This is a genomic window from Microbacterium immunditiarum, assembly GCF_013409785.1.
GTDB lineage: Bacteria > Actinomycetota > Actinomycetes > Actinomycetales > Microbacteriaceae > Microbacterium > Microbacterium immunditiarum.
Genome location: NZ_JACCBV010000001.1, coordinates 1,385,074 through 1,403,510, shown reverse-complemented (window position 1 = coordinate 1,403,510; position 18,437 = coordinate 1,385,074). Strand labels below are relative to the sequence as shown.

Annotated in this window: 16 protein-coding genes and 3 tRNA genes; 2 read left to right on the top strand and 17 right to left on the bottom strand. The window is 70.5% G+C overall.

All coding sequences use genetic code 11. From position 1 onward, the window contains the following. Positions 1 to 12 precede the first annotated feature (12 nt). The 6 genes from BJ991_RS06280 to BJ991_RS06255 all read right to left on the bottom strand — a co-directional run bounded on the left by BJ991_RS06280 (position 13) and on the right by BJ991_RS06255 (position 6,547). Positions 13 to 657, bottom strand: coding sequence for a hypothetical protein (locus BJ991_RS06280; RefSeq protein WP_179488423.1), 645 nt, complete (start codon positions 655 to 657; stop codon positions 13 to 15). 274 nt (positions 658 to 931) lie between these two features. Beyond that, entirely contained in the window at positions 932 to 3,013 is a 2,082-nt protein-coding gene (locus tag BJ991_RS06275; protein WP_179488421.1) for an acyl-CoA dehydrogenase family protein, read from the bottom strand. A gap of 350 nt (positions 3,014 to 3,363) precedes the next feature. Further along, positions 3,364 to 3,437, bottom strand: a tRNA-Met gene (locus BJ991_RS06270). A 35-nt stretch (positions 3,438 to 3,472) separates the two neighbouring features. Continuing rightward, positions 3,473 to 3,544, bottom strand: a tRNA-Thr gene (locus BJ991_RS06265). Positions 3,545 to 3,608: 64 nt separating this feature from the next. Next, positions 3,609 to 5,276, bottom strand: coding sequence for a peptidoglycan DD-metalloendopeptidase family protein (locus BJ991_RS18785; protein ID WP_343048665.1), 1,668 nt, complete (start codon positions 5,274 to 5,276; stop codon positions 3,609 to 3,611). A gap of 473 nt (positions 5,277 to 5,749) precedes the next feature. After that, positions 5,750 to 6,547 (bottom strand): inositol monophosphatase family protein, encoded by a 798-nt coding sequence (locus tag BJ991_RS06255; protein ID WP_179488417.1) that lies wholly within the window; start codon positions 6,545 to 6,547, stop codon positions 5,750 to 5,752. A gap of 57 nt (positions 6,548 to 6,604) precedes the next feature. Here BJ991_RS06255 and BJ991_RS06250 point away from each other — a divergent pair, with 57 nt between their 5' ends. Then, positions 6,605 to 8,182, top strand: coding sequence for a phytoene desaturase family protein (locus tag BJ991_RS06250; protein WP_179488415.1), 1,578 nt, complete (start codon positions 6,605 to 6,607; stop codon positions 8,180 to 8,182). 4 nt (positions 8,183 to 8,186) lie between these two features. Here BJ991_RS06250 and BJ991_RS06245 read toward each other — a convergent pair whose 3' ends face one another. From BJ991_RS06245 to BJ991_RS06215, 7 genes are all read right to left on the bottom strand, one after another. Then, on the bottom strand, positions 8,187 to 9,089 hold the full coding sequence (locus tag BJ991_RS06245; RefSeq protein ID WP_179488413.1) for a hypothetical protein: 903 nt from the start codon (positions 9,087 to 9,089) through the stop codon (positions 8,187 to 8,189). 35 nt (positions 9,090 to 9,124) lie between these two features. Next, the gene (locus tag BJ991_RS06240) at positions 9,125 to 9,682 is read right to left on the bottom strand and encodes a YbaK/EbsC family protein (RefSeq protein WP_179488411.1); all 558 of its coding nucleotides are present in this window, start codon (positions 9,680 to 9,682) and stop codon (positions 9,125 to 9,127) included. Then, on the bottom strand, positions 9,682 to 9,942 hold the full coding sequence (locus tag BJ991_RS06235) for an HPr family phosphocarrier protein (RefSeq protein ID WP_179488409.1): 261 nt from the start codon (positions 9,940 to 9,942) through the stop codon (positions 9,682 to 9,684). The genes BJ991_RS06240 and BJ991_RS06235 overlap by 1 nt, the downstream gene beginning before the upstream one ends. 94 nt (positions 9,943 to 10,036) lie before the next feature. Then, positions 10,037 to 11,599 carry a PTS ascorbate transporter subunit IIC gene (gene ulaA / locus BJ991_RS06230; RefSeq protein ID WP_179488407.1) on the bottom strand — a complete coding sequence of 521 codons (1,563 nt, stop codon included), beginning with the start codon at positions 11,597 to 11,599 and terminating at the stop codon, positions 10,037 to 10,039. 66 nt (positions 11,600 to 11,665) lie between these two features. Then, entirely contained in the window at positions 11,666 to 11,938 is a 273-nt protein-coding gene (locus BJ991_RS06225) for a PTS sugar transporter subunit IIB (protein ID WP_179488405.1), read from the bottom strand. Next, a complete protein-coding gene (locus tag BJ991_RS06220; RefSeq protein ID WP_179488403.1) occupies positions 11,935 to 12,432 on the bottom strand; it encodes a PTS sugar transporter subunit IIA in 498 nt (165 codons plus the stop codon). Before BJ991_RS06220 ends, BJ991_RS06225 begins: the two co-directional genes overlap by 4 nt. A 105-nt stretch (positions 12,433 to 12,537) precedes the next feature. Continuing rightward, complete coding sequence (locus tag BJ991_RS06215) at positions 12,538 to 13,716, bottom strand: ROK family transcriptional regulator (protein ID WP_179488401.1); 1,179 nt, start codon at positions 13,714 to 13,716, stop codon at positions 12,538 to 12,540. Positions 13,717 to 13,790: 74 nt separating this feature from the next. Between BJ991_RS06215 and BJ991_RS06210 the strand changes: the two genes are divergently transcribed. Then, on the top strand, positions 13,791 to 15,857 hold the full coding sequence (locus BJ991_RS06210) for a transketolase family protein (protein ID WP_246301046.1): 2,067 nt from the start codon (positions 13,791 to 13,793) through the stop codon (positions 15,855 to 15,857). Between the two features lie 52 nt (positions 15,858 to 15,909). On the opposite strand, the gene BJ991_RS06205 is transcribed toward BJ991_RS06210, so the two are convergent. From BJ991_RS06205 to BJ991_RS06190, 4 genes are all read right to left on the bottom strand, one after another. Beyond that, a tRNA-Tyr gene (locus tag BJ991_RS06205) sits at positions 15,910 to 15,991 on the bottom strand. A gap of 101 nt (positions 15,992 to 16,092) precedes the next feature. Then, the gene (locus BJ991_RS06200) at positions 16,093 to 17,004 is read right to left on the bottom strand and encodes a PfkB family carbohydrate kinase (RefSeq protein ID WP_179488397.1); all 912 of its coding nucleotides are present in this window, start codon (positions 17,002 to 17,004) and stop codon (positions 16,093 to 16,095) included. Continuing rightward, positions 17,001 to 17,495, bottom strand: coding sequence for an FBP domain-containing protein (locus BJ991_RS06195; RefSeq protein WP_179488395.1), 495 nt, complete (start codon positions 17,493 to 17,495; stop codon positions 17,001 to 17,003). Before BJ991_RS06195 ends, BJ991_RS06200 begins: the two co-directional genes overlap by 4 nt. A 27-nt stretch (positions 17,496 to 17,522) precedes the next feature. Then, positions 17,523 to 18,416: a bile acid:sodium symporter family protein gene (locus BJ991_RS06190; protein WP_246301044.1), complete on the bottom strand. Its 894-nt coding sequence runs from the start codon at positions 18,414 to 18,416 to the stop codon at positions 17,523 to 17,525. Between the last annotated feature and the right edge of the window lie 21 nt (positions 18,417 to 18,437).

Here is an 18,437-nt window from a genome sequence, read left to right as displayed (position 1 = left end):
TATCTCTCTGACTCACCCGCCCGGTCCGACAGGGTCGACGGGCGCTCCGTCCCCGTTCTCGGGGAGGTCGCCACGCTCGACCGGTTGCGGAGCTTCGGTGGGAAGGTCGGAGAAGAGGAGTTGGAGCTCGGCCTCCGATGGCACATGGACGGCTCTCGCGGCGGTCCGCAGATCGTCGCGCGGAGCGTTGTGCATGCCCGTCACGAGGATCAGCGCCTCGTCGCGAACGGCGACGTACTCATGGATGGCGCCGCCCTGGCGATGCCAGATGCCGTCTTCCTCCTCGGTGCACGTCACGGCGAGGTCGGACGCGTCCCACAGCGGCGTCGCTTCGCACGCCGCGGCGGTGTACTCGCCGCGATCAGTGCGGATCGTCAGCATGGTGCCGGTGCTGTAGTTGAACCACGTCCCCGAGATGCCGGCACCGGCGCTGGGACCCACCGACTGCGCCTGCAGTTCGTATCCGTCGACCTCTGTCGTGTACACGAGGTCGGGTGCGATGCCGACGACGTTCGCGCGCTCGGCGATCGCGCCCGGGTCCGCGGCATCCGCCCCCGGTGCGTTCGTCGCGCATCCGACGAGCGAGACAGTCGCCAGTGCCGCGACGGTGATCAGGGGGCAAGCGGATGCCGCGCGGGAGCGGCGCTTCGAGGGCATGGGAGCACCTTTCCACAACCGGCCGACATCCGTCGAGCGACACTGCGACCGCGATGTCGGACCTCGCGAATTCCTTCCTGACGCTGGAAGGCGTGGTCCGCGATCCTGAACGAGCCGTCGGAGCGACTATGGCGCCCCGCCTTCCAAGAGGCGGCGGGCGAGATCTCGCGGGCGGGCAGTGCCAACCACACGCCCGTCATTCTTCACGCCGAGTTCGGAGGCTGACCGCAAGGGATGAACACTTTCTGTTCCGTTGGCGCCGCGCCGGACACAGTCACCCTGCGTGCGGCTCACCGTCGGGCGGGAAGAGCGAGGCGAATCCGACGACTCGCACAGCGTCGACAACCCGGTCGAGTGTGTGGCCCACCGAGAAGGGCAAGCGCAGCCGAGGCTGGAGTGCGGCGGTGATCATCGCATGGTCATGCTCGTAGGTGAGCCCGATGGCGCCGAGGGCCTGATGTGCGACGCGCAGGCTTCGGCGCGCGAGGTCGACCGCATACCAGCGCAGCGCGAGCGCGTCGGAAAGCGCCTTGTGGGGCGCCCGGTCGATTCGCCACAGCGTGTAGTGGAGAAGACTCTGAATCCCGTAGAGCTCGGCGACGACGTCGGCAAGCCGAAAACCGACCGCCTGCCGCGTGATGATCGGAGCACCGAACTGCACCCGCTCGCACGCGTAGCGGGTCGCCAAGTCGAGGCTCGTCTCCAGGGCACCCAGGATGTAGCCCGACTGAAGAGCCAAGGCGAGTGGCGCATCGGCAGGGCCGGGTGCCGGCGCGTGCGTGAGCTCATCAGGCTCGGGGACGACGAAGGCGCCTGTGCGCGTTCCCAGCGGCGCGGCGCGATAGATCGCGTGCAGAGGCTCCTCGCCGACGAGAAGCCAACGATCGTAGAGATCTGCGTGCTCGAGAACGCCTCCCGGACCGGCCCACGCCACGGGAACGCCGTCTCGTGCGAGGAGCATGGCCTCGATCGGCAGCGGGGCTGCTGCCATCCCGCAGCGGCGCGCGACTTCGGCGGCCTGCTCCGCGCTGTCCAGCCCATCGCGTGGATCGAGACCGCTGATCATCTCCGTCATCGCGTCACGCAGCGCCTGGCGACTGGAGGGGTCGTCAACGGCGCGCCGGAGCGCCGGCAGCCGGTCGACGCCGCCGATGAGGTTCGTCACGGCTTCGCCCACGTCGGCGACTTCTTCCGCCGCGGACAGCCGACGACCCTTCTTCAGCTCGCTGACCAGTCTCAGCTGCAGCATCTCCGTCGTGCCGCTCGCGATCGTCGCCCCTTGTGAGTATCTCCAGAAGAACTCGACCGCACCACCGAAGGGCGCGCCAGCGGTCGACCTATCTTCGAAGAAGGCCGCCCCGAGAGCATCCGAGGTCACATCAGCAGCGAACTGATCGGCTCGAACCGTGATGAGGCGGGCGGCGTTCGCCTCGAATTCGAGGGAGCCGGACTCCGCCTGGGCAGCGAGAGTCCGGCGACAGACGAGCCGCGAGACGCGGTTCAGGATGCGCGCCCGCATCCAGTCGGATCGCAGGGTACTGGGCCGGTCGACCGCGACGTGCGAGGCGACGCGTGAGAGCATCCTGTCCGACCGCGCGTAGCGGGCGATGCCGACTCGCTCGTGGGAGAGTGCCGCGCGAACCACATCCCACCCACCGGCGACGCGGCCGAGGACCTCGGAGCGCTCGGCGCGAACGCCATCGAAGAACACCTCGTTGAGATGATGCGGACCAGGCAGTCCGTCGATGGGGCGGACCTCGATGCCCTTGCGGTTCATCGGGATGAGGAAGACGGTGACGCCCGCACGCGCGTCGTCGGACTCAGTCGGTACTTTCGCGAGCAGGAAGCACCATTCAGCCCAGCCCGCCCACGAGGTCCACACCTTTTGACCCGTGATGCGGAATCCGTCGCCATCGGGTTCCGCTCGCGTGCGCATCGCGGCGAGATCGGAACCAGCGTCCGGCTCACTGAACCCCTGGCACCACACCACCGCGCCCCTTGCGATGGGCGATAGGTGGAGCGCCCTCTGCTCGTCGGTACCGAACTCCATGATCGCCGGGCCGATCCAGTTCGGGCCGTAGTACTGACCACCGCGCGGCTCGGAGTGGGACCACATCTCCTCGCGAATGACGAGTCCGCGGTCCAACGTCATGTCACTCCCGCCGAACTCCGCGGGCCACTCCGGCACAAGGAGTCCACGCGCCGCGAGCTCACGACAGAATGCGTCGCTCATCGCCTTGTCCTCGGGATCGGCGGTGAAGGGACCAAGCCACTCGGGAGGCAGCTTCTCCTCCATGAGCGCGCGCAACTCGTGGCGAAGACTGATCGGCCCGTCGTCGAACATGAACGTCCCCATACGCAGTCCTCTTCTCGAAACTTCGACGACGGAGGCGCGGCGCCAGCGTCGATCAAATATGTGTAATCCTTACATATTTGCGCCGTACAACCTCCGCGTCGCAGCGGATCACATCGTGCTCAAGCCGCTCGTCGACCCCGTACCCGCTATCACGACGCACTTCACGTGGCGTTAGGAGCTCGAGCCGCTGCCGGCGGTGAAGCGCGTGATCGACGCGATGCGGGAGAGGTTGCCCGCGGCCGGAGCTGCGGTAGAGATGAGCACCCACCACGGCCTGATGCCCGCGCCCCATTCCTCCCCGCTGCCCCGGGAACGATCGAAGGCCCGCCAATAGGCGGGCCTTCGATCTGTAGCAGGAGCGGGGCTCGAACCCGCGACCTCACGATTATGAGTCGTGCGCTCTCACCAACTGAGCTACCCTGCCGCGATGCATCCGCGGTCACAGAAACGGATGCTGCGAGCCCCGAGTCAGGATTGAACTGACGACCCCTTCCTTACCATGGAAGTGCTCTGCCACTGAGCTATCGGGGCGTGTCACCCGCACGCGGGCAACTAGAAGAGGATACCAGAGGCGGAGCATCCGGCTTAATCGAGATCAGCCTCCGGCGTGCTCGCGGAGCCACGGAATCGGGTCGATCGCGGTGGTGCCGTTGAGAAGAATCTCGAAGTGCGTGTGGGCTCCGTACGAGCGGCCGGTGTTGCCGGTGAGACCGAGGATCGTGCCGACCGTGACGTGCTGTCCGGCCTGCACGCGGCGCGAACCGTACTGCATGTGCGCGTAGTGGCTCGACACCAGCTGACCGTTGATCACGTGATCGATGATGACGTGCACGCCGTACGCGCCGCCGGAGTCCGTCGACACGCGCACGACGCCATCGGCGATCGCCTGGATCGGCGCACCGGCGCCGGGCGTGAAGTCGACGCCCTCGTGCATGCGACCCGAGCGCATGCCGAAGCCGTAGCTGATGGGCACACCCACCGCGAACGGCCACTGGATCGGCGAGTTCGGGTCGTTGACGAAGAAGTTCGAGAAGTTGCGGATGCCGGACTGCGACGCCAGCTCTGCGAGCGTCATCGTCGAGTAGTCCTCGGGGCGGTCGATCGCGAGGGCCTCGAGCTCGGCCGGCGCGACGTACGCCTGGATCTCATCGGCGTCGAGCTCGTCCTCTGCGACCTCACTGCCCGCGACAACCGACAGAGGCTCGGGCACGGAGCCGTTCATCGCGGCGACGGCCTCGGCGGGAGTCGTCATGCCGACGGTCATGAGACCGACGACGCCCATGACGCCGATCGAGAACGACAGCCCTGCGATGCGCTTGATCGTGGTGCGCGAAGTCGGACGCGAGCGGCGCGGCGCGACGTGGTCGTCGGATGACGCCTGCCGCTTCGCATCGGACTCAGCGTGCTCCGCCTTCGGCTCGGACTCCTTCTGCACCGGCATCTCGCCTGTGAACGAGAAGACGCGCGCGGCGACCTCGAACACGTCGTCGATCTCGTCCTCGACGTGCCGCTCAGGGGCGGGCGCGGCGCGCTCGACGACCTTGGGCTCGTGCACGGGAGTCGGCTCCGCGATGACGGGCTCGAGAAGCTCGAACGGCTCAGCCGGAGTCATCACGGGTTGAACGGGGGATTCGACGGATGCGGCAGCCGCCACCGGCTCGGCGACCGGCTCATCCGGGGTCGAAGCCGCCGGCATGGGGATCGGCTCGGGGATCACCGGCGCGGCCGCGGCGCGCTCGGCGGCGCGGCGCGCTCGGCGTGCGCGCACCTGGGCCTGCTGTGCCTGCTGGGCCTGCTGTGCCTGCTGGGCGACCTCGTCTGCCGGCTCGGCCGGAGCGGCGATGCTCGTCGGCGACACCGGCACGGGGCTCGTGCTCGTCGTCACGGCGATGACCGTGTCGACGGGCTCGGGCTCGATGACGGGCTCGGGCACGGCCGCCACGACGGGCTGCGGGGCGCCGGGACGGTCCTCGGCCGCGGGTTTCGGACCCGGAACGGCGACGACGCCCTGCTCGCCCGTCGCGGCGCGCGCGATGCGAGTGGCGCGACGAGAGGGGCGGCCCGCGGGGGTCGTCTGTGTCGTGGGCGTCGCGGGAGCGATCGGCGCCGTCGACGATGCGGCGGGGGTCGAACCGGCGACGGCCTGGGGCACGGCGGTCGGCGTCGAGGGGGTCTCGGCGGTGACCGCGTCGACCGGACGGCGAGCGGACCGCGCGCGACGCGCGGGTGCGGATGGGGCATCCGTCGCCGTCGGCTCGGTCACCGGCTCGGCCGGTGCCGTCGACGAAGGAACGACCGGAGTCGTGGACGCGGTCGCGCTGGGGGCGGGAACTGCTGCGGAAGGGGGCGTCGCGGGGCGCCCCCACACGATGGCGGGGCGCTCCGGAGCGTTCGCTCCTTCACGACGACGCGCTTCGGCGCGCGAGATCCCGGCTGCTTCCGCACGCGCCTGGGTAGGCGACGAGGCGGGGCGGCTCGAGCGGCGCGTGGGCGCAGGCTCAGCCATCGGGGCGTCGAAAGGCAAAACGCGGGGGCTCTCGGGTACTGGTCGCTCGCGGGGGGCAACGGGCGGACAATCGGGCTTCTGATCACCCTCGCCGTTCGGGCGACGAAGGTAACAATCGGGTAAACACTACCCCGGTATCTCTGAGAATGCCATGTACAGGTTCCCGCGTGGCGGGGCAAATCGAGCGCGGGGGCTTGACTTCGCCCTGTCCGGCGTGGGAGCGGTCCCGCTCAGTCGGCGAGCGCGGTCGCGAAAAGCTCCTCCACGAGACCCGGTCCCGCGGCCACGACGAGCGCGCGCGTCTCGCCGGACTTCAGCGAGCGCCGGAACACCCCACCGGCCTCGCGCACGAGGAGCTCTCCCGCGGCGTGGTCCCACGCGCAGATGCCGCGCTCGAAGTACCCGTCCAGTCGGCCTGCGGCGACGAACGAGAGATCGAGCGCGGCGGAACCGATGCGCCGGATGTCGCGCGCCAACGGCATGACCCGCATCACGCGCGAGAGGTCGCCCTCGTGGGTCGCGGGGTCGTAGCCGAGTCCCGTCGCGAGCAGCGCCCCGGCCTCGCCGACGGGGTCGTTGACCGCGAGGCGCACATCGCCGAGCCACGCTCCCCCACCGCGCGCCGCGTGGAACTCCTCGCCGCTGGCGGGGTTGCGCACCACCCCCGCGACGACCTCCCACCGGCTCGGGTCGGGGTCGCCCGTAGCGGCGGCGATGCTCACGGCGTACGCGGGGATGCCGTAGGCGTAGTTCACTGTGCCGTCGATCGGGTCGACGACCCAGGTCACGCCGGTGTCGCCCGGCTCGGCACCGGACTCCTCGCCGAGGAACCCGTCGCCCGGGCGCGCGGCGGCGAGCCGCTCGCGGATGAGCTCCTCGACCTCGCGATCGGCCTCGGTCACGATGTCGGCGAGCGCGGACTTCGTCGCGGCGATCGCGACCCCCGCGGAGCGCAGCCGGTGGGCGAGCTCGCCGGCCTCGCGGGCGACCTCTCGTGCGATGCTCTCGAGTTCCCGCGCGTCGACCATGCCTCTACAGTATCGGCCGCGTCGGCGCGGGGCGTCGGCGTCGCTTACGTTGGAGGGATGGTCGCCGAAGACTCCGCCCGTTCGCACGATGTCGTCATCGTCGGAGGAGGGCACAACGCCCTCGTCGCCGCCGCCTACCTCGCCCGCGCCGGGCGGTCGGTGATCGTGCTGGAGCGGCTCGACCACGTCGGCGGCGCCGCGGTGTCGGAGCGGCCGTGGGCGGGCGTCGACGCGCGCCTGTCGCGCTACTCGTACCTCGTGAGCCTCCTCCCCCGCCGCATCATCGATGGCCTCGGCCTGCGCATCCAGCTGCGCCGTCGCCGGTACTCGTCGTACACGCCCGATCCGGCAGACCCCTCGCGCGGCATCCTCGTCGACACAGCGGATGCCGCGGCCACCGCCGCCTCGTTCGCCCGAGTGCTGGGCGACACCGCCGAAGCGGCGCGCTTCGCCGGCTTCTACGACCGCATCGGCCCGGTCGCGAAGGTGCTCTTCCCCGCGATGACCGAGCCCCTGCGGCACCGCTCGGAGGTTCGCCGCGAGCTCGGCGACGACGGGCTGTGGGAGGACGTCTTCGAGAAGCCCCTCGGCCGCGTGCTGCGCGCGTCGCTCGACAGCGACATCGCGCGCGGCATCGCGCTCACGGACGGGCTCATCGGCACGTTCGCGTCGTCGGACGACGAGACCCTCGCGCAGAACCGCTGCTTCGTGTACCACGTCATCGGCGGCGGAACCGGCGACTGGGACGTGCCGGTCGGCGGCATGGGTCGCGTGACCGGCGAGCTCGAGCGGGCCGCGCGCGAAGCGGGGGCGACACTCCGCACGAACGCGGAGGTCGCCTCGATCGACCCGGACGGCGTCGTAACGCTCGCCGACGGCACGCGCGTGCACGGGAGCATCGTGCTGAGCGGCGTGGGGCCGGCTGTGCTGGAGCGGCTGCTCGCGGATGGGGCATCGCCGGACACCGCCCCCGAGGGCGCACAGATCAAGGTCAACATGCTGCTCGAGCGGCTTCCGCGGCTGCGCGACACGAACGTCGATCCCGCGGCGGCGTTCGCGGGGACATTCCACATCAACGAGACCATGACCCAGCTCGACGACGCGTACGCGCGCGCGGCGGGCGGAGCGGTGCCTGATCCCCTGCCGGCCGAGATCTACTGCCATTCGCTCACGGACCCGTCGATCCTCGGCCCGGAGCTGCGGGCGTCGGGTGCCCAGACGCTCACGCTGTTCGGCCTCCACGTGCCGCATCGCCTGGTGGAAGGACGAGAACCGGATGCCGCGCGCCACGAGCTGCTCGAAGCCGCTCAGCGCTCGCTCGACTCGGTGCTCGCCGAGCCCATCGCGGACTGCGTGTACATCGGCCCCGACGGTGAGCCGTGCATCGAGGCCCGCACGACGGCCGACCTCGAGGAGGCACTGGGCATGACCGGCGGCGACATCTTCCACGGCCGGCTCTCGTGGCCGTGGGCCGACGACGACGAGGACCTCTCGACGCCGGCGCGGCGCTGGGGTGTCGCGACCGCGCACGAACGGGTGCTCATGTGCGGCTCGGGCTCCCGCCGCGGCGGTGCCGTCAGCGGTCTCGGCGGGCACAGCGCCGCGATGGCCGCCCTCGAGATGCTCGGGGCGTGACGGGCTAGGGGCGCGGCGGCAGCGGCGGGGGCGGCGGATAGCCCTCATATCCCGCGGGCGGAACCGGCGGCTGCGGCAGCTCGGGGGCGTACTGCTCGGGGGCATACTGCTCGGTCGGATACGGCTGCACCGTCGGGTAGCCCGTGTAGTACGCGTTCCAGTCGGGCGTTCCGTCGGGCATGACAGGCAGCGGCGTGACGCCGTCGGCGTAGGTCGGCCACGGGGCAGGCGCGTAGCCGGCGATCGGCTGCTGCACACCGCGCGGCATTCGGGGCTTCTTGGGCGCGAACAGCGCGTTCACGAGCGGGATGAGCGCGGTTCCGACCGCGGCGAGGATCGTGATGGCGACGACGATCCGCCAGTAGAGCTCGGGGAACTCGAGCCACTCGTTCAGCACGATCGGGAGGATGAGCATGACCGCGAGCGCGACGACCAGCGCGAGCGTGATGATCGCGACGACGCGAGTGAAGGCCGTCACGTACCGCTGGTAAGCCTTCACGTAGAGCCGGATGTGCAGCAGCAGGAGCTGCAGGATCAGCACCACGACGAGGAACTGGAAGAACCGGGTGAAGGTGCCGAGCGCGTAGCGCTCGGGCATCCAGATGAGCACGGCGCCGATGAGCAGCGCGGCGACCCACGACCCCATGCTCGCGAGGGCGAACCACGCCGGACGCCGCGGCGCCAAGTGGGCGTCGAGGATCGCGACACCGGCGAACGCCGCCAGCAGCAGGATCGTGAGGAACGCCCGGCCGACGATTCCGTTCTGCGACCCGATGAGCACCCACACGACGCACACGATCGCGGCGGCGACGAGGGCGCCGATCGCGACCCAGATCGCCGCTCGCAGAAGCGGGTTTCGAGTGGTGTCGGTCGCCTCGTGCGGCTCGGACGGTTCGGGCACGGCCATGTCGCTCCTCTCGATGCGGGCAGCGCCCGCGTGACTCATCCTGGCACGCGGCCCAATCCGTCGACCATGTTCGCTCCGGGGAGTGTGGAGAGCACCGCGCCGGGGAGGAACAGCTTGCTCGACCGCACTCCCCCGCCGATCACGACCTCCGGCGCCGCCGCGACGGCGGCGTCCACGAAGATCGCCCAGTCGGGCGGGAGTCCGAGGGGCGTGATGCCGCCGTACTCCATGCCGGTGAGCTCGACGGCCTCGTCCATCGGCGCGAACGACGCGGTGCGCACGTCGAGCAGCCGCCGCACCACGCCGTTGACGTCGGCGCGCGTCGTCGCGAGCACCATGCACGCGGCGTAGCGCACGTCGCCCGCGCGCCTGCCCTTGACGATGACGCAGTTGGCCGAGGCATCCGGTGACACCGCGTACCGTTCGCAGAACGCCGCCGTGTCGGCGAGCGTCGGGTCGATCGACGCCACGCCGATCGTCGCGGCGACGTCGGGACCGAGGGCGCGGATGCCGCGGGCCACGGGCTCCGCGACGAGCTCGAGTCGTTCGAGCGCAGGCTCAGCCGTGAGGGTCCCGGTGGCGGTCCAGCCCATCACTCCTCGTCGTGGTCGGTCGTGAGCAGCTCCTCGAGCCCGTCGAGGACCGAGTCGTCGCCGTCCGTGGCGATCGTCACCTCGTCGCCCTGGACGACTCCCAGGGAGAGCACCGACAGGATGCTGGCGGCATCGACGGTCTTGCCGCCCTTGGCGATCGTGACCTTCGCGCCGGCGCCGGCGGCCGCGCGCGTGAACAGCGCGGCGGGTCGGGCGTGCAGCCCCTGGGCAGACGCGACGGTGACGGTGCGCTCGGGCATCCTTCTTCTCCTCTTCTCCTTCAGGTTGCGTGCGGGGTCTCATGCCCGGCGATGCCGTGGGGCGGCGCATCCGCACCGCCCCACGGCCCCCCGGTCAGGTGTTGTCGGGCTTGCTCTCCGTGTCGGCCTGCGCCTTGGCCCCGGCGCGGGTCTGCGCCGGCTCGGCTGCCTCGGCCTGTGCGCGCGCGGCGACCTCCTTGGCCTCCGCCTCCTGGGCGGCGAGGTACTCGTCGCGGCGCTTGCCGGGCGTCCAGCCGGTGTCGACGACCCTGCGCTGGAAGATCGACGCGGCGACGACCAGGATGACTGCGATCAGCAGGCTCATGACGATGCCGAGGACCGGACCGCCGAGGAAGCTCGAGCCGATCAGGGCGCCGAACCAGCCGAAGTCGGCGTCGCCGAACGTCGAGTTCGCGAACCCGAGCTCGCCGAAGACGAGCAGCAGGAGCGCCGGCAGGATCGTGATGAGCACGCCGTTGACGAAGCCGCCGACCATCGCACCGATGCGGCCGCCCGTCGCATTGCCGTACACGCCCGCACCGCCACCGGTGAAGAAGTGCGGCACCATGCCGGGCAGGATCAGCGCGAGCCCGAACACCGGATTGAGCCACGCGGCGATGACGCCGAGCGTCGCGAGTCCGCCGATGAACGAGAAGATGAAGCCGATCAGCACGGCGTTCGGGCCGTACGGGAACACGATCGGGATGTCGAGCGCCGGCTTCGCGCCCGGGACGACCTTCTCGGCGATGCCCTGGAAGGCCGGCACCAGCTCACCCAGCACGGTGCGCACACCGAAGAGGATGATCGCGACACCGACGCCGAACTGCAGCGCGAGCCCGAACGCGGCCATGATGTAGGCGCCCACGTCCGCGGACCCGAAGATGGCGAGCGCCTCGTCGAGCGGCAGCGCGATGAGGCCCCAGATCGCGAAGACCCAGTAGATCAGCACCATCGAGAGCGCCGTGGCGACCATCGAGTCGCGCAGGAACCGGAGCCCCTGCGGGAAGTTGATCGCCTCGGTCGAGTGGCTGCGGCGGCCTACGGCTTGACCGGATGCACCGGCGGCGATGTACCCGAGGGTGCCGAAATGCCCGATCGCGATCGTGTCGTCGCCAGTGATCTTGCGCGTCCACGGCTGCGCGAACGCGGGCATGACGACCATGATCACGCCGACGAGGATCGCGCCGAGGGGGACGACCGCCCATTGGCCGCTCTCGCCGAGACCGACCGAGAGCACCACCGTCAGCATGATCGACATGAAGACCATGTGATGGCCGGTGAGGAAGATGTATCGCAGTGGGGTGAACCTCGCCAGGATCAGCATCACGATGAAGCCGAGCGTGAGGATGTAGGCACCCTGTGCGCCGTACTGCTCGGCCGCGATCGCGGTGATCACCTCGTTCGTCGGGATCACGCCCTGCGCCCCCGTCACCGCGAGCACGAGCTCGCCGAGCGGGTCGAGTGAGGCGATCACGACGCCGGCGCCCGCGCCCAGGATCAGGAAGCCGAGCGCGGCCTTGAGGCCGCCGCCGATGACCTGTCCTGCGGACCGGCGGAGCGCGATCAGGCCGATCGCGGTGATGATGCCGATCAGGTAGGCGGGGACATTGAGGATCTGTTGACCGATGAAATCGAGGATGGCGACAAGCCACTCCATCGTGGACTTCCCTTCTTGTGGGCCGGGCGGGCCGCGAGGCGTCGGCCGCTTCGGCGGTTTCGGGTGCTAGCTGAGCGCCTCGGTGAGCTTGGTTGTGATCTCTTCGGCGTTCGTGAAGTTGTTGATCACGATGACCTTCGCCGGGACGTCGCCGATCTCGTCGGCGAGGTCCGCCGACGTGAGGACGATCTCGGCCGTCCGGGCCGCGCCGCGCGCGGTGCCGATGTCGGCGGCCTCCACGTCGGCGTCCACGCCGAGCCCGCGTAGGGCCTTCTCGGCGTTCATCTTCAGCAGCACGGACGTCCCGATGCCCATGCCGCAGACGGTGATGATCTTCATGGGGTCTCCCCTTCCGGCGGCGTCGCCGCCGCGTCCTGCCCGGCGCTTCCCGCCGCGCGAAGCTCTTCGAGCAACTGCTCCGGTGTCTCGGCCTGCTTCAGCCGAGCGAACAGGGCATCGTCGCCGATCGCCCCGGCGAGCTCGGCCATCATGCCGATATGCCCGTCGTGGTCGGTCGCGGCGAGTCCGACGACGACGCTGACGGGGTCGTTGTGCTCCGAGCCGAACTCGACGGGCTCGGCGAGCGACACCCAGCTCAGCCCGGTGCGCAGTACGGCGGGCGAGGGGCGCGAGTGGGCCAGGGCGAAGCCCGGCGCGATGACGATGTACGGGCCCAGGCGCTCGACGGTGTCGATCATCTCCTGCGTGTACACGTCGGTGGTCGCGCCGCCGGCGACGAGCCCATCCCCGGCCAGGCGGATCGCCTCGCGCCAGTCGGTCGCGTGCGCCTGAGTGCGAACCGCTTCGGACGGCAGCGAATCAGCGAGGGTCACGGCGCCTCCTTCTCACGGTCCCGAGCCGGGGCGGGCGCCCCGTGGTCGTCACCATATACGCTCGCCGGACTTTTGAACAGTATTGGACGAAAGCGGATGCGGCCACTAGAGTTCCCCCACTCCCGCGCCGCCCGCGCCGTCCGCGCCCGCGGCCACGAGGCGGTCGACCCGGTCCGCGTCGAACAGCGCGTCCTGCGCGATGAGCGCCGCTCCACGCACTCCGGCGCGATCGCCGAGCCGGCTCTTCTCGATGACCAGGCCCCGCCGAGCGTAGGGAAGCGCGGTTCCGAGCAGCTCCGCGCGGATCGCGCTGAGGAACCGATCGCCCGCGTCGGCGAGGTTCCCGCCGATGATGACCGCCTCGGGATTGAGGATCCCGACGACATCCGCGAGCGCGGAGCCGAGGCTCGCGCCCATCTCGACGAGCGCCTCCTCGGTCGTCCGGTCGCCGGACTGCGCGAGCGCCACGATCTCGGCGCTCGTGCGAGCTGCGATCCCGTCCCGTGCGAGGCGGTCGCGCACGACCGCTCCGCTCGCGGTGACCTGGAGCTCGCGCAGCGGCTGATCGATGCCGCCCGTGCGCGGTGCGCTCAGCTGCCCCGCTCCCCCGCGCGCTCCGCGCACGATCCGGCCGCTCGACACGATCGCGCAGCTCAGGCCGATCCCCGCCTTCACGACGACGAGGTCGCCGTACGTCGGCCACCCGATGCGGCTCTCCGCGACCGCGTGGACGTTCACGTCCCGGTCGAGGGCGAAGACCGCGTCGAAGCCGTCGAAGTATCGCGAGACGCGCACGTCCTCCCACCGCCGGTCGGGCTGCCCCGCGCCGAGCTCGCCCGTGCGGGGGTCGACGGGACCCGGCACGCCGATGCCGATCCCGCGCACGTCGGCACGCGTGCGGCCGACCCGCGCGAGGAGGAAGTCGCCCACCTGGAGCGCCCACTCGAAGATGTCGTCGGGGCCGTCCTCGTTCCCGACATCCGCCTCGTCCTCCTCGATCACGTTCGAGACGAGGTCGGTGAGCGCGATGCGGGTGTGCGAGCCGCCGATGTCGAGCGCGAGCAGCACCCCCGCATCCTTGTTCACGGCGAGCCGCTCAGGCGGGCGCCCGCCGGACGAGTCGAGCTGCCCGCCGCTGACGATGAGCCCCGCGCCCAACAGTTCGTCGAGCCTCCGGCCGAGCGTGACGCGCGACCACCCCAGGTGCGCGATGAGCTCGCCACGTGTCGTGGCGCGCCCCGTGCGGATGAGCTCGAGCACCGCTCCTGGGCCGGTCGGCAGCATCCGTCTCCCCTTTCGCCGCCATCGGACGACCACGCCGTCACGTTGACTTTTGTATAGACCTATCCCAAAGTGGGATGATGCGCAATGACGAGCTTCTCTCCGACGACCGCGCCTCCATCGTGCGGTCGCCCGATCCCGCCCAGGTGCGCGCGGTCGAGACGGCGATCGCGCTCCCCGCGCACGTCGTCCAGGCCAAGGGCCACGGGCACGCCGGCACCGCGATGGCGCTCGCGCCCGTGGCGCACGTGCTGTACTCGCGCGTGCTGCGCCACGACCCGGCGGATCCGTCGTGGGAGGGCCGCGACCGCGTGATCCTGTCGGCCGGGCACGCGTCGCTGCTGCTGTACGTGCAGCTGCTGCTCACGGGCTACGGCCTCGAGCCTTCGGACCTCGAGCGCAGCCGCGGGCTGGACTCACGAACACCCGGTCACCCCGAGCTCGGCCACACGCCGGGCATCGAGCTGTCGACCGGCCCGCTCGGGCAGGGCGTCGCGAGCGCCGTCGGCATGAGCCTCGCGTCCCGACGCGACGAGGCGCTGCACGGCGCCGGCACGGGACTGTTCGACCCGACGGTGTGGGTGATCGCCGGCGACGGATGCCTCGAAGAGGGCATCTCCGGCGAGGCGAGCAGCCTCGCCGGCACGCTCGGCCTCGACAACCTGGTGATGCTGTGGGACGACAACCGCATCACGATCGACGGTCCCACCGACCTCGCCTTCACGGAGGACGTGCGTGCGCGCTACCGCGCCTACGGGTGGCGTGTGCTCGAGATCGACGACCCGCTCGACCTCGACGCCGTGGAAGGAGTGCTGCGCGAAGCGCGCGAGCGCACCGGGCGCCCCACGTTCGTCGCCATCCGCACGACAATCGGCTTCCCCTCGCCCGCGCGGGCGGGGACCGCAGCCGCGCACGCGGGGGCCTTCGGCGTCGACGACGTCGCCGAGGTGAAGCGCATCCTGCGGTTCCCGCCCGATGCGGGTCTCGAGGACCTCATCCCCGACGAGGTCCTCGCCCACACGCGCCAGGCGCTCGATCGCGGTGCACGCATGCGCGAGGAGTGGCTCATCCGCTTCGCGGAGTGGGAACGCACGCACCGCGCCGAGTCCTCGCGACGGCGCGTGCTCTCACGCGGCGGCGACCCCGAGGCCCTGGCGCGCGAGCTGGACACCGTCTCCGCCGGGATCCCGGAGCCCGGGGCATCCGTCGCCACCCGCGCGACCAACGGGAGGGTGCTTAACGCGCTTGCGCCGCAGGGCGTGCTGTGGGGCGGCTCGGCCGACCTCTCCGACTCGACGAGCGTCGCCGTTCCCGGCACGGGTGTCGACGCGGCGCACCCGGGAGGCGACTTCATCCGGTTCGGCGTGCGCGAGCACGCGATGGCCGCGATCCTCACCGGCATCGCCGTGCATGGACTGTGGCGGCCGTTCGGCTCGACCTACCTCGCGTTCAGCGATTACCAGCGCCCGTCGATCCGCTTGGCGGCGCTCATGCGGCAGCCGGTCGTGTACGTGTACACGCACGACTCGGTCGCGGTCGGCGAGGACGGGCCGACGCACCAGCCCGTGGAGCAGATCGCGTCGCTGCGCACCGTGCCGCATCTCGACGTCGTGCGTCCGGCCGACGCGCACGAGGTCGTCGGCGTATGGCGGCGGCTCGTGCACGACCGCATGCACCCGACGGCCCTGGTGCTCTCGCGTCAGGGAGTGCCCGTGGCGCCCGCCGGCGCGCCCCCCGATCCCGACCTGATTGCGCGAGGCGCGTATGTCGCGTGGATGAACGGAAGAGGGGCGGATGCCGCGATCCTCGCGACCGGGAGCGAGCTGTCCCTCGCGATCGAGGCCGCGAAGCACCTGGCCGACGAGGGCGTCCAAGTGCGGGTCGTCTCGATGCCGTGCGAGACGTGGTTCGAGCGCGAGCCTGCCGATTACCGGGCCGAGGTGCTGCCATCGTCGCTTCGCGCGCGCGTCGTCGTCGAAGCCGGGAGGGGTGCCGGCTGGTACAAGTGGGTCGGCCTCGACGGCGCCGTCGTCTCGGTCGAGGACTTCGGCGAGTCCGGCCCCGGCGCAGCGGTGCTCGAGCGCCGCGGCATCACCATCGGGAATGTGGTCGAGGCGGTGCGGCGGGTCATCGCGGGCGTCTGAGAGCGCAAACGAATCAGGGGCCCCGCTTGCGCGGAGCCCCTGATTCGTTGGGTGGCGAGTGAGGGATTCGAACCCCCGAAGGCTATGCCAGCTGATTTACAGTCAGATCCCTTTGGCCGCTTGGGTAACTCGCCGGGTGCGCACCCGCCCGGCTTGTACAGTCGACCGGAGGCGCGATCAACAATCCTACCTGTTCGGACGGAGTGCTCGAAATCGGCGGCGGATGACCGGTGGATCAGGTCCCGAGGCGGTCCAGATCGGGTCCGACGAGCGCCGACGGCAGGCGCAGCAGCGCCCCCTCGAACCGGCACGTCGCGGCCGCGACGTCCATCGCGTTCTCGAGCACCGTCCCCCACGCGTCGGCGTCTTCGGGCCAGCCCGACACCAGTGCGGAGAGCACGGAGGCGAACGCGGCGTCGCCGGCGCCCATCGTGTCGACGATGCGACCGGGCAGGTCCGAGATGGGGCGGGTCGCGGCATCCGTCGCCGTCTCGATCGTCGCGCCAGAGGCACCCTCCGTGGCGAACACCGCACCTGCGCCGAGATCGATGAGTCGCGGGGTCACCGCGTCGATGGGCTCGCCGTAGAGCAGCTCCGCGTCGTCGACTCCGATCTTCACGAGGGCCGAGCGGGCTGCGAGGCGCTCGAAGCCGCGCACGAACTCGTCGCGATCGTGCATGAGGTCGCTGCGGGGGTTGGGGTCGATTGCCACGCGGGCGCCGGCCAGGGCAAGAGCCAGCTCCTCCGTCTGCTCGGCGTCGTCGAACGGGAAGCAGCTGACCGCGACGAGCGGGGCAGCCGCGATCGCCGCGCGCTCCTGATCGCCGAAGCGGATGCGCCGCGCCTTCGCCGCCTCGTTGAACACGTAGACCGGCTCTCCCCCACCCGTGCGCGTGCTGACGGCGCGCGACGATCCGAGCAGCGACGGCGTCGCGATGAGCTCCACGCCATAGTCCGAGAGGTACGTGCGGATGCGCGAGCCCGGCTCGTCATCGCCCACCATCGCGATGAGAGTCGTCGGCACGCCGAGGCGTGCGAGCCCCACCGCCACGTTGAGAGCGGCGCCGCCGACGAACTCGCGCACTCCGTGGTCGTCGCGGAGTTCGTCGATGAGCGCGTCGCCGATGAGGACGACGCGCTCGGTCATGCGGCGCTCCCCTCGAGCACACGCTCGACGAACGCCTCGGTGCGCTCCCGCGTTCCGTCTATGCGGCGATCGACGCTCGCCCGGACCTCGCTCGGCGCGAGCGGCGCCGCGAGACGCACGGTCTCATGGCACGACAGATCGGCGCACATGTAGGTGCCGACGCTGTCGCCGTGGCGCCCGGCGGGGCCTGCCTTGCGGGCCGTGAACAGCGACACCTGATCGCCGGGCTGCATGGTGTGGCACAGGTTGCACATCGCCGAACGGGCTCGCGACGAACCCTCCGCCGCCCTCAGCACGACGCCCGTGGGCTCTCCGTCGACCTCGGCGATCACGTACCCGCGACTTCGCGTGCGGGGATCACGCCACGCCAGGAAGTCGAGGTGATCCCAATCGGTGAGCATGAAATCCGGCGGCAGAGCGATGAGCCGGAGCTCGTCGGGAGCCGCATTCACGAAAGAAGCCACGACGTCGTCTTCGGTCAGCGGGCGCATAGAACCTCCTCGCCGTCCCGACACAGTCTAGGTCGTCGAGGCCGCCGTCTCTTCGGGCTCGGTCTCGGCCTCGGCATCGGTCGTCTCCCGCTCGCGGATGATGAAGCCGAAGCCGAACGCGATGAAGAACATCAGCACGCCGTAGACGGCGGCCGGCAGGCTGAGCTCGGTCGACCCGAGCACGGACTGCGCGATGACGATCGCGAGCGTCGCGTTGTGGATGCCGATCTCGAACGACGACGCGATCGACTGGCGCCTGCCGATCCGGAACACCCGCGGCGCCCAGTACCCGACCGCGAGGCTGATGAGGCAGAAGACGACGGTGATGGCCGCGAGTCGTCCGAAGTTGGCGACGAGCAGATCCCAGTTCGAGGCGACCGCGCCGGCGATCACGACGATGAGGATGATGATCGACGCGATGCGCACGGGCTTGTCCATCGCCTTCGCGAACTTCGGCCAGAAGTGGCGCACCACCATTCCGAGCGCGACCGGCAGCAGCACGATCGCGAACACCTCGAGCGCCTTGGACCACTGCAGTCCGAGCTGGTCGTCGAACGGGTTGAAGTACGCGATCGCGAGGTTCGTGATGATCGGCAGAGTCACGACCGCGATGACCGAGTTGACGGCGGTGAGCGAGATGTTGAGGGCGACGTCACCTCGGAACAGGTGACTGTAGAGGTTTGCGGTGGTGCCGCCGGGCGAGGCGGCGAGCATCATCATGCCGACGGCGAGCACGGGCGGGAGCTGGAACAGCAGCACGAGGCCTAAGCAGATCGCGGGAAGCAGGATGAGCTGGCACACGAGCGCGATGATCACCGCCTTCGGCTGCTTGACGACCCGGGCGAAGTCGCCCGGAGTCAGACTCAGGCCCAGGCCGAACATGATGATGCCGAGGGCGACGGGCAATCCGATGGTGGTCAACGCTGATCCCATGGGACTCAG

What these genes read in the sequence shown, in the direction of transcription:
- BJ991_RS06200 (WP_179488397.1), bottom strand. Translation starts at nt 17,004, where the DNA reads ATGACCGAGCGCGTCGTCCTCATCGGCGACGCGCTCATCGACGAACTC.
- BJ991_RS06255 (WP_179488417.1), bottom strand. Translation starts at nt 6,547, where the DNA reads ATGGTCGACGCGCGGGAACTCGAGAGCATCGCACGAGAGGTCGCCCGC.
- BJ991_RS06225 (WP_179488405.1), bottom strand. Translation starts at nt 11,938, where the DNA reads ATGAAGATCATCACCGTCTGCGGCATGGGCATCGGGACGTCCGTGCTG.
- ulaA (WP_179488407.1), bottom strand. Translation starts at nt 11,599, where the DNA reads ATGGAGTGGCTTGTCGCCATCCTCGATTTCATCGGTCAACAGATCCTC.
- BJ991_RS06215 (WP_179488401.1), bottom strand. Translation starts at nt 13,716, where the DNA reads ATGCTGCCGACCGGCCCAGGAGCGGTGCTCGAGCTCATCCGCACGGGG.
- BJ991_RS06235 (WP_179488409.1), bottom strand. Translation starts at nt 9,942, where the DNA reads ATGCCCGAGCGCACCGTCACCGTCGCGTCTGCCCAGGGGCTGCACGCC.
- BJ991_RS06210 (WP_246301046.1), top strand. Translation starts at nt 13,791, where the DNA reads ATGATGCGCAATGACGAGCTTCTCTCCGACGACCGCGCCTCCATCGTG.
- BJ991_RS06195 (WP_179488395.1), bottom strand. Translation starts at nt 17,495, where the DNA reads ATGCGCCCGCTGACCGAAGACGACGTCGTGGCTTCTTTCGTGAATGCG.
- BJ991_RS06275 (WP_179488421.1), bottom strand. Translation starts at nt 3,013, where the DNA reads ATGGGGACGTTCATGTTCGACGACGGGCCGATCAGTCTTCGCCACGAG.
- BJ991_RS06280 (WP_179488423.1), bottom strand. Translation starts at nt 657, where the DNA reads ATGCCCTCGAAGCGCCGCTCCCGCGCGGCATCCGCTTGCCCCCTGATC.
- BJ991_RS06240 (WP_179488411.1), bottom strand. Translation starts at nt 9,682, where the DNA reads ATGGGCTGGACCGCCACCGGGACCCTCACGGCTGAGCCTGCGCTCGAA.
- BJ991_RS06245 (WP_179488413.1), bottom strand. Translation starts at nt 9,089, where the DNA reads ATGGCCGTGCCCGAACCGTCCGAGCCGCACGAGGCGACCGACACCACT.
- BJ991_RS06250 (WP_179488415.1), top strand. Translation starts at nt 6,605, where the DNA reads ATGGTCGCCGAAGACTCCGCCCGTTCGCACGATGTCGTCATCGTCGGA.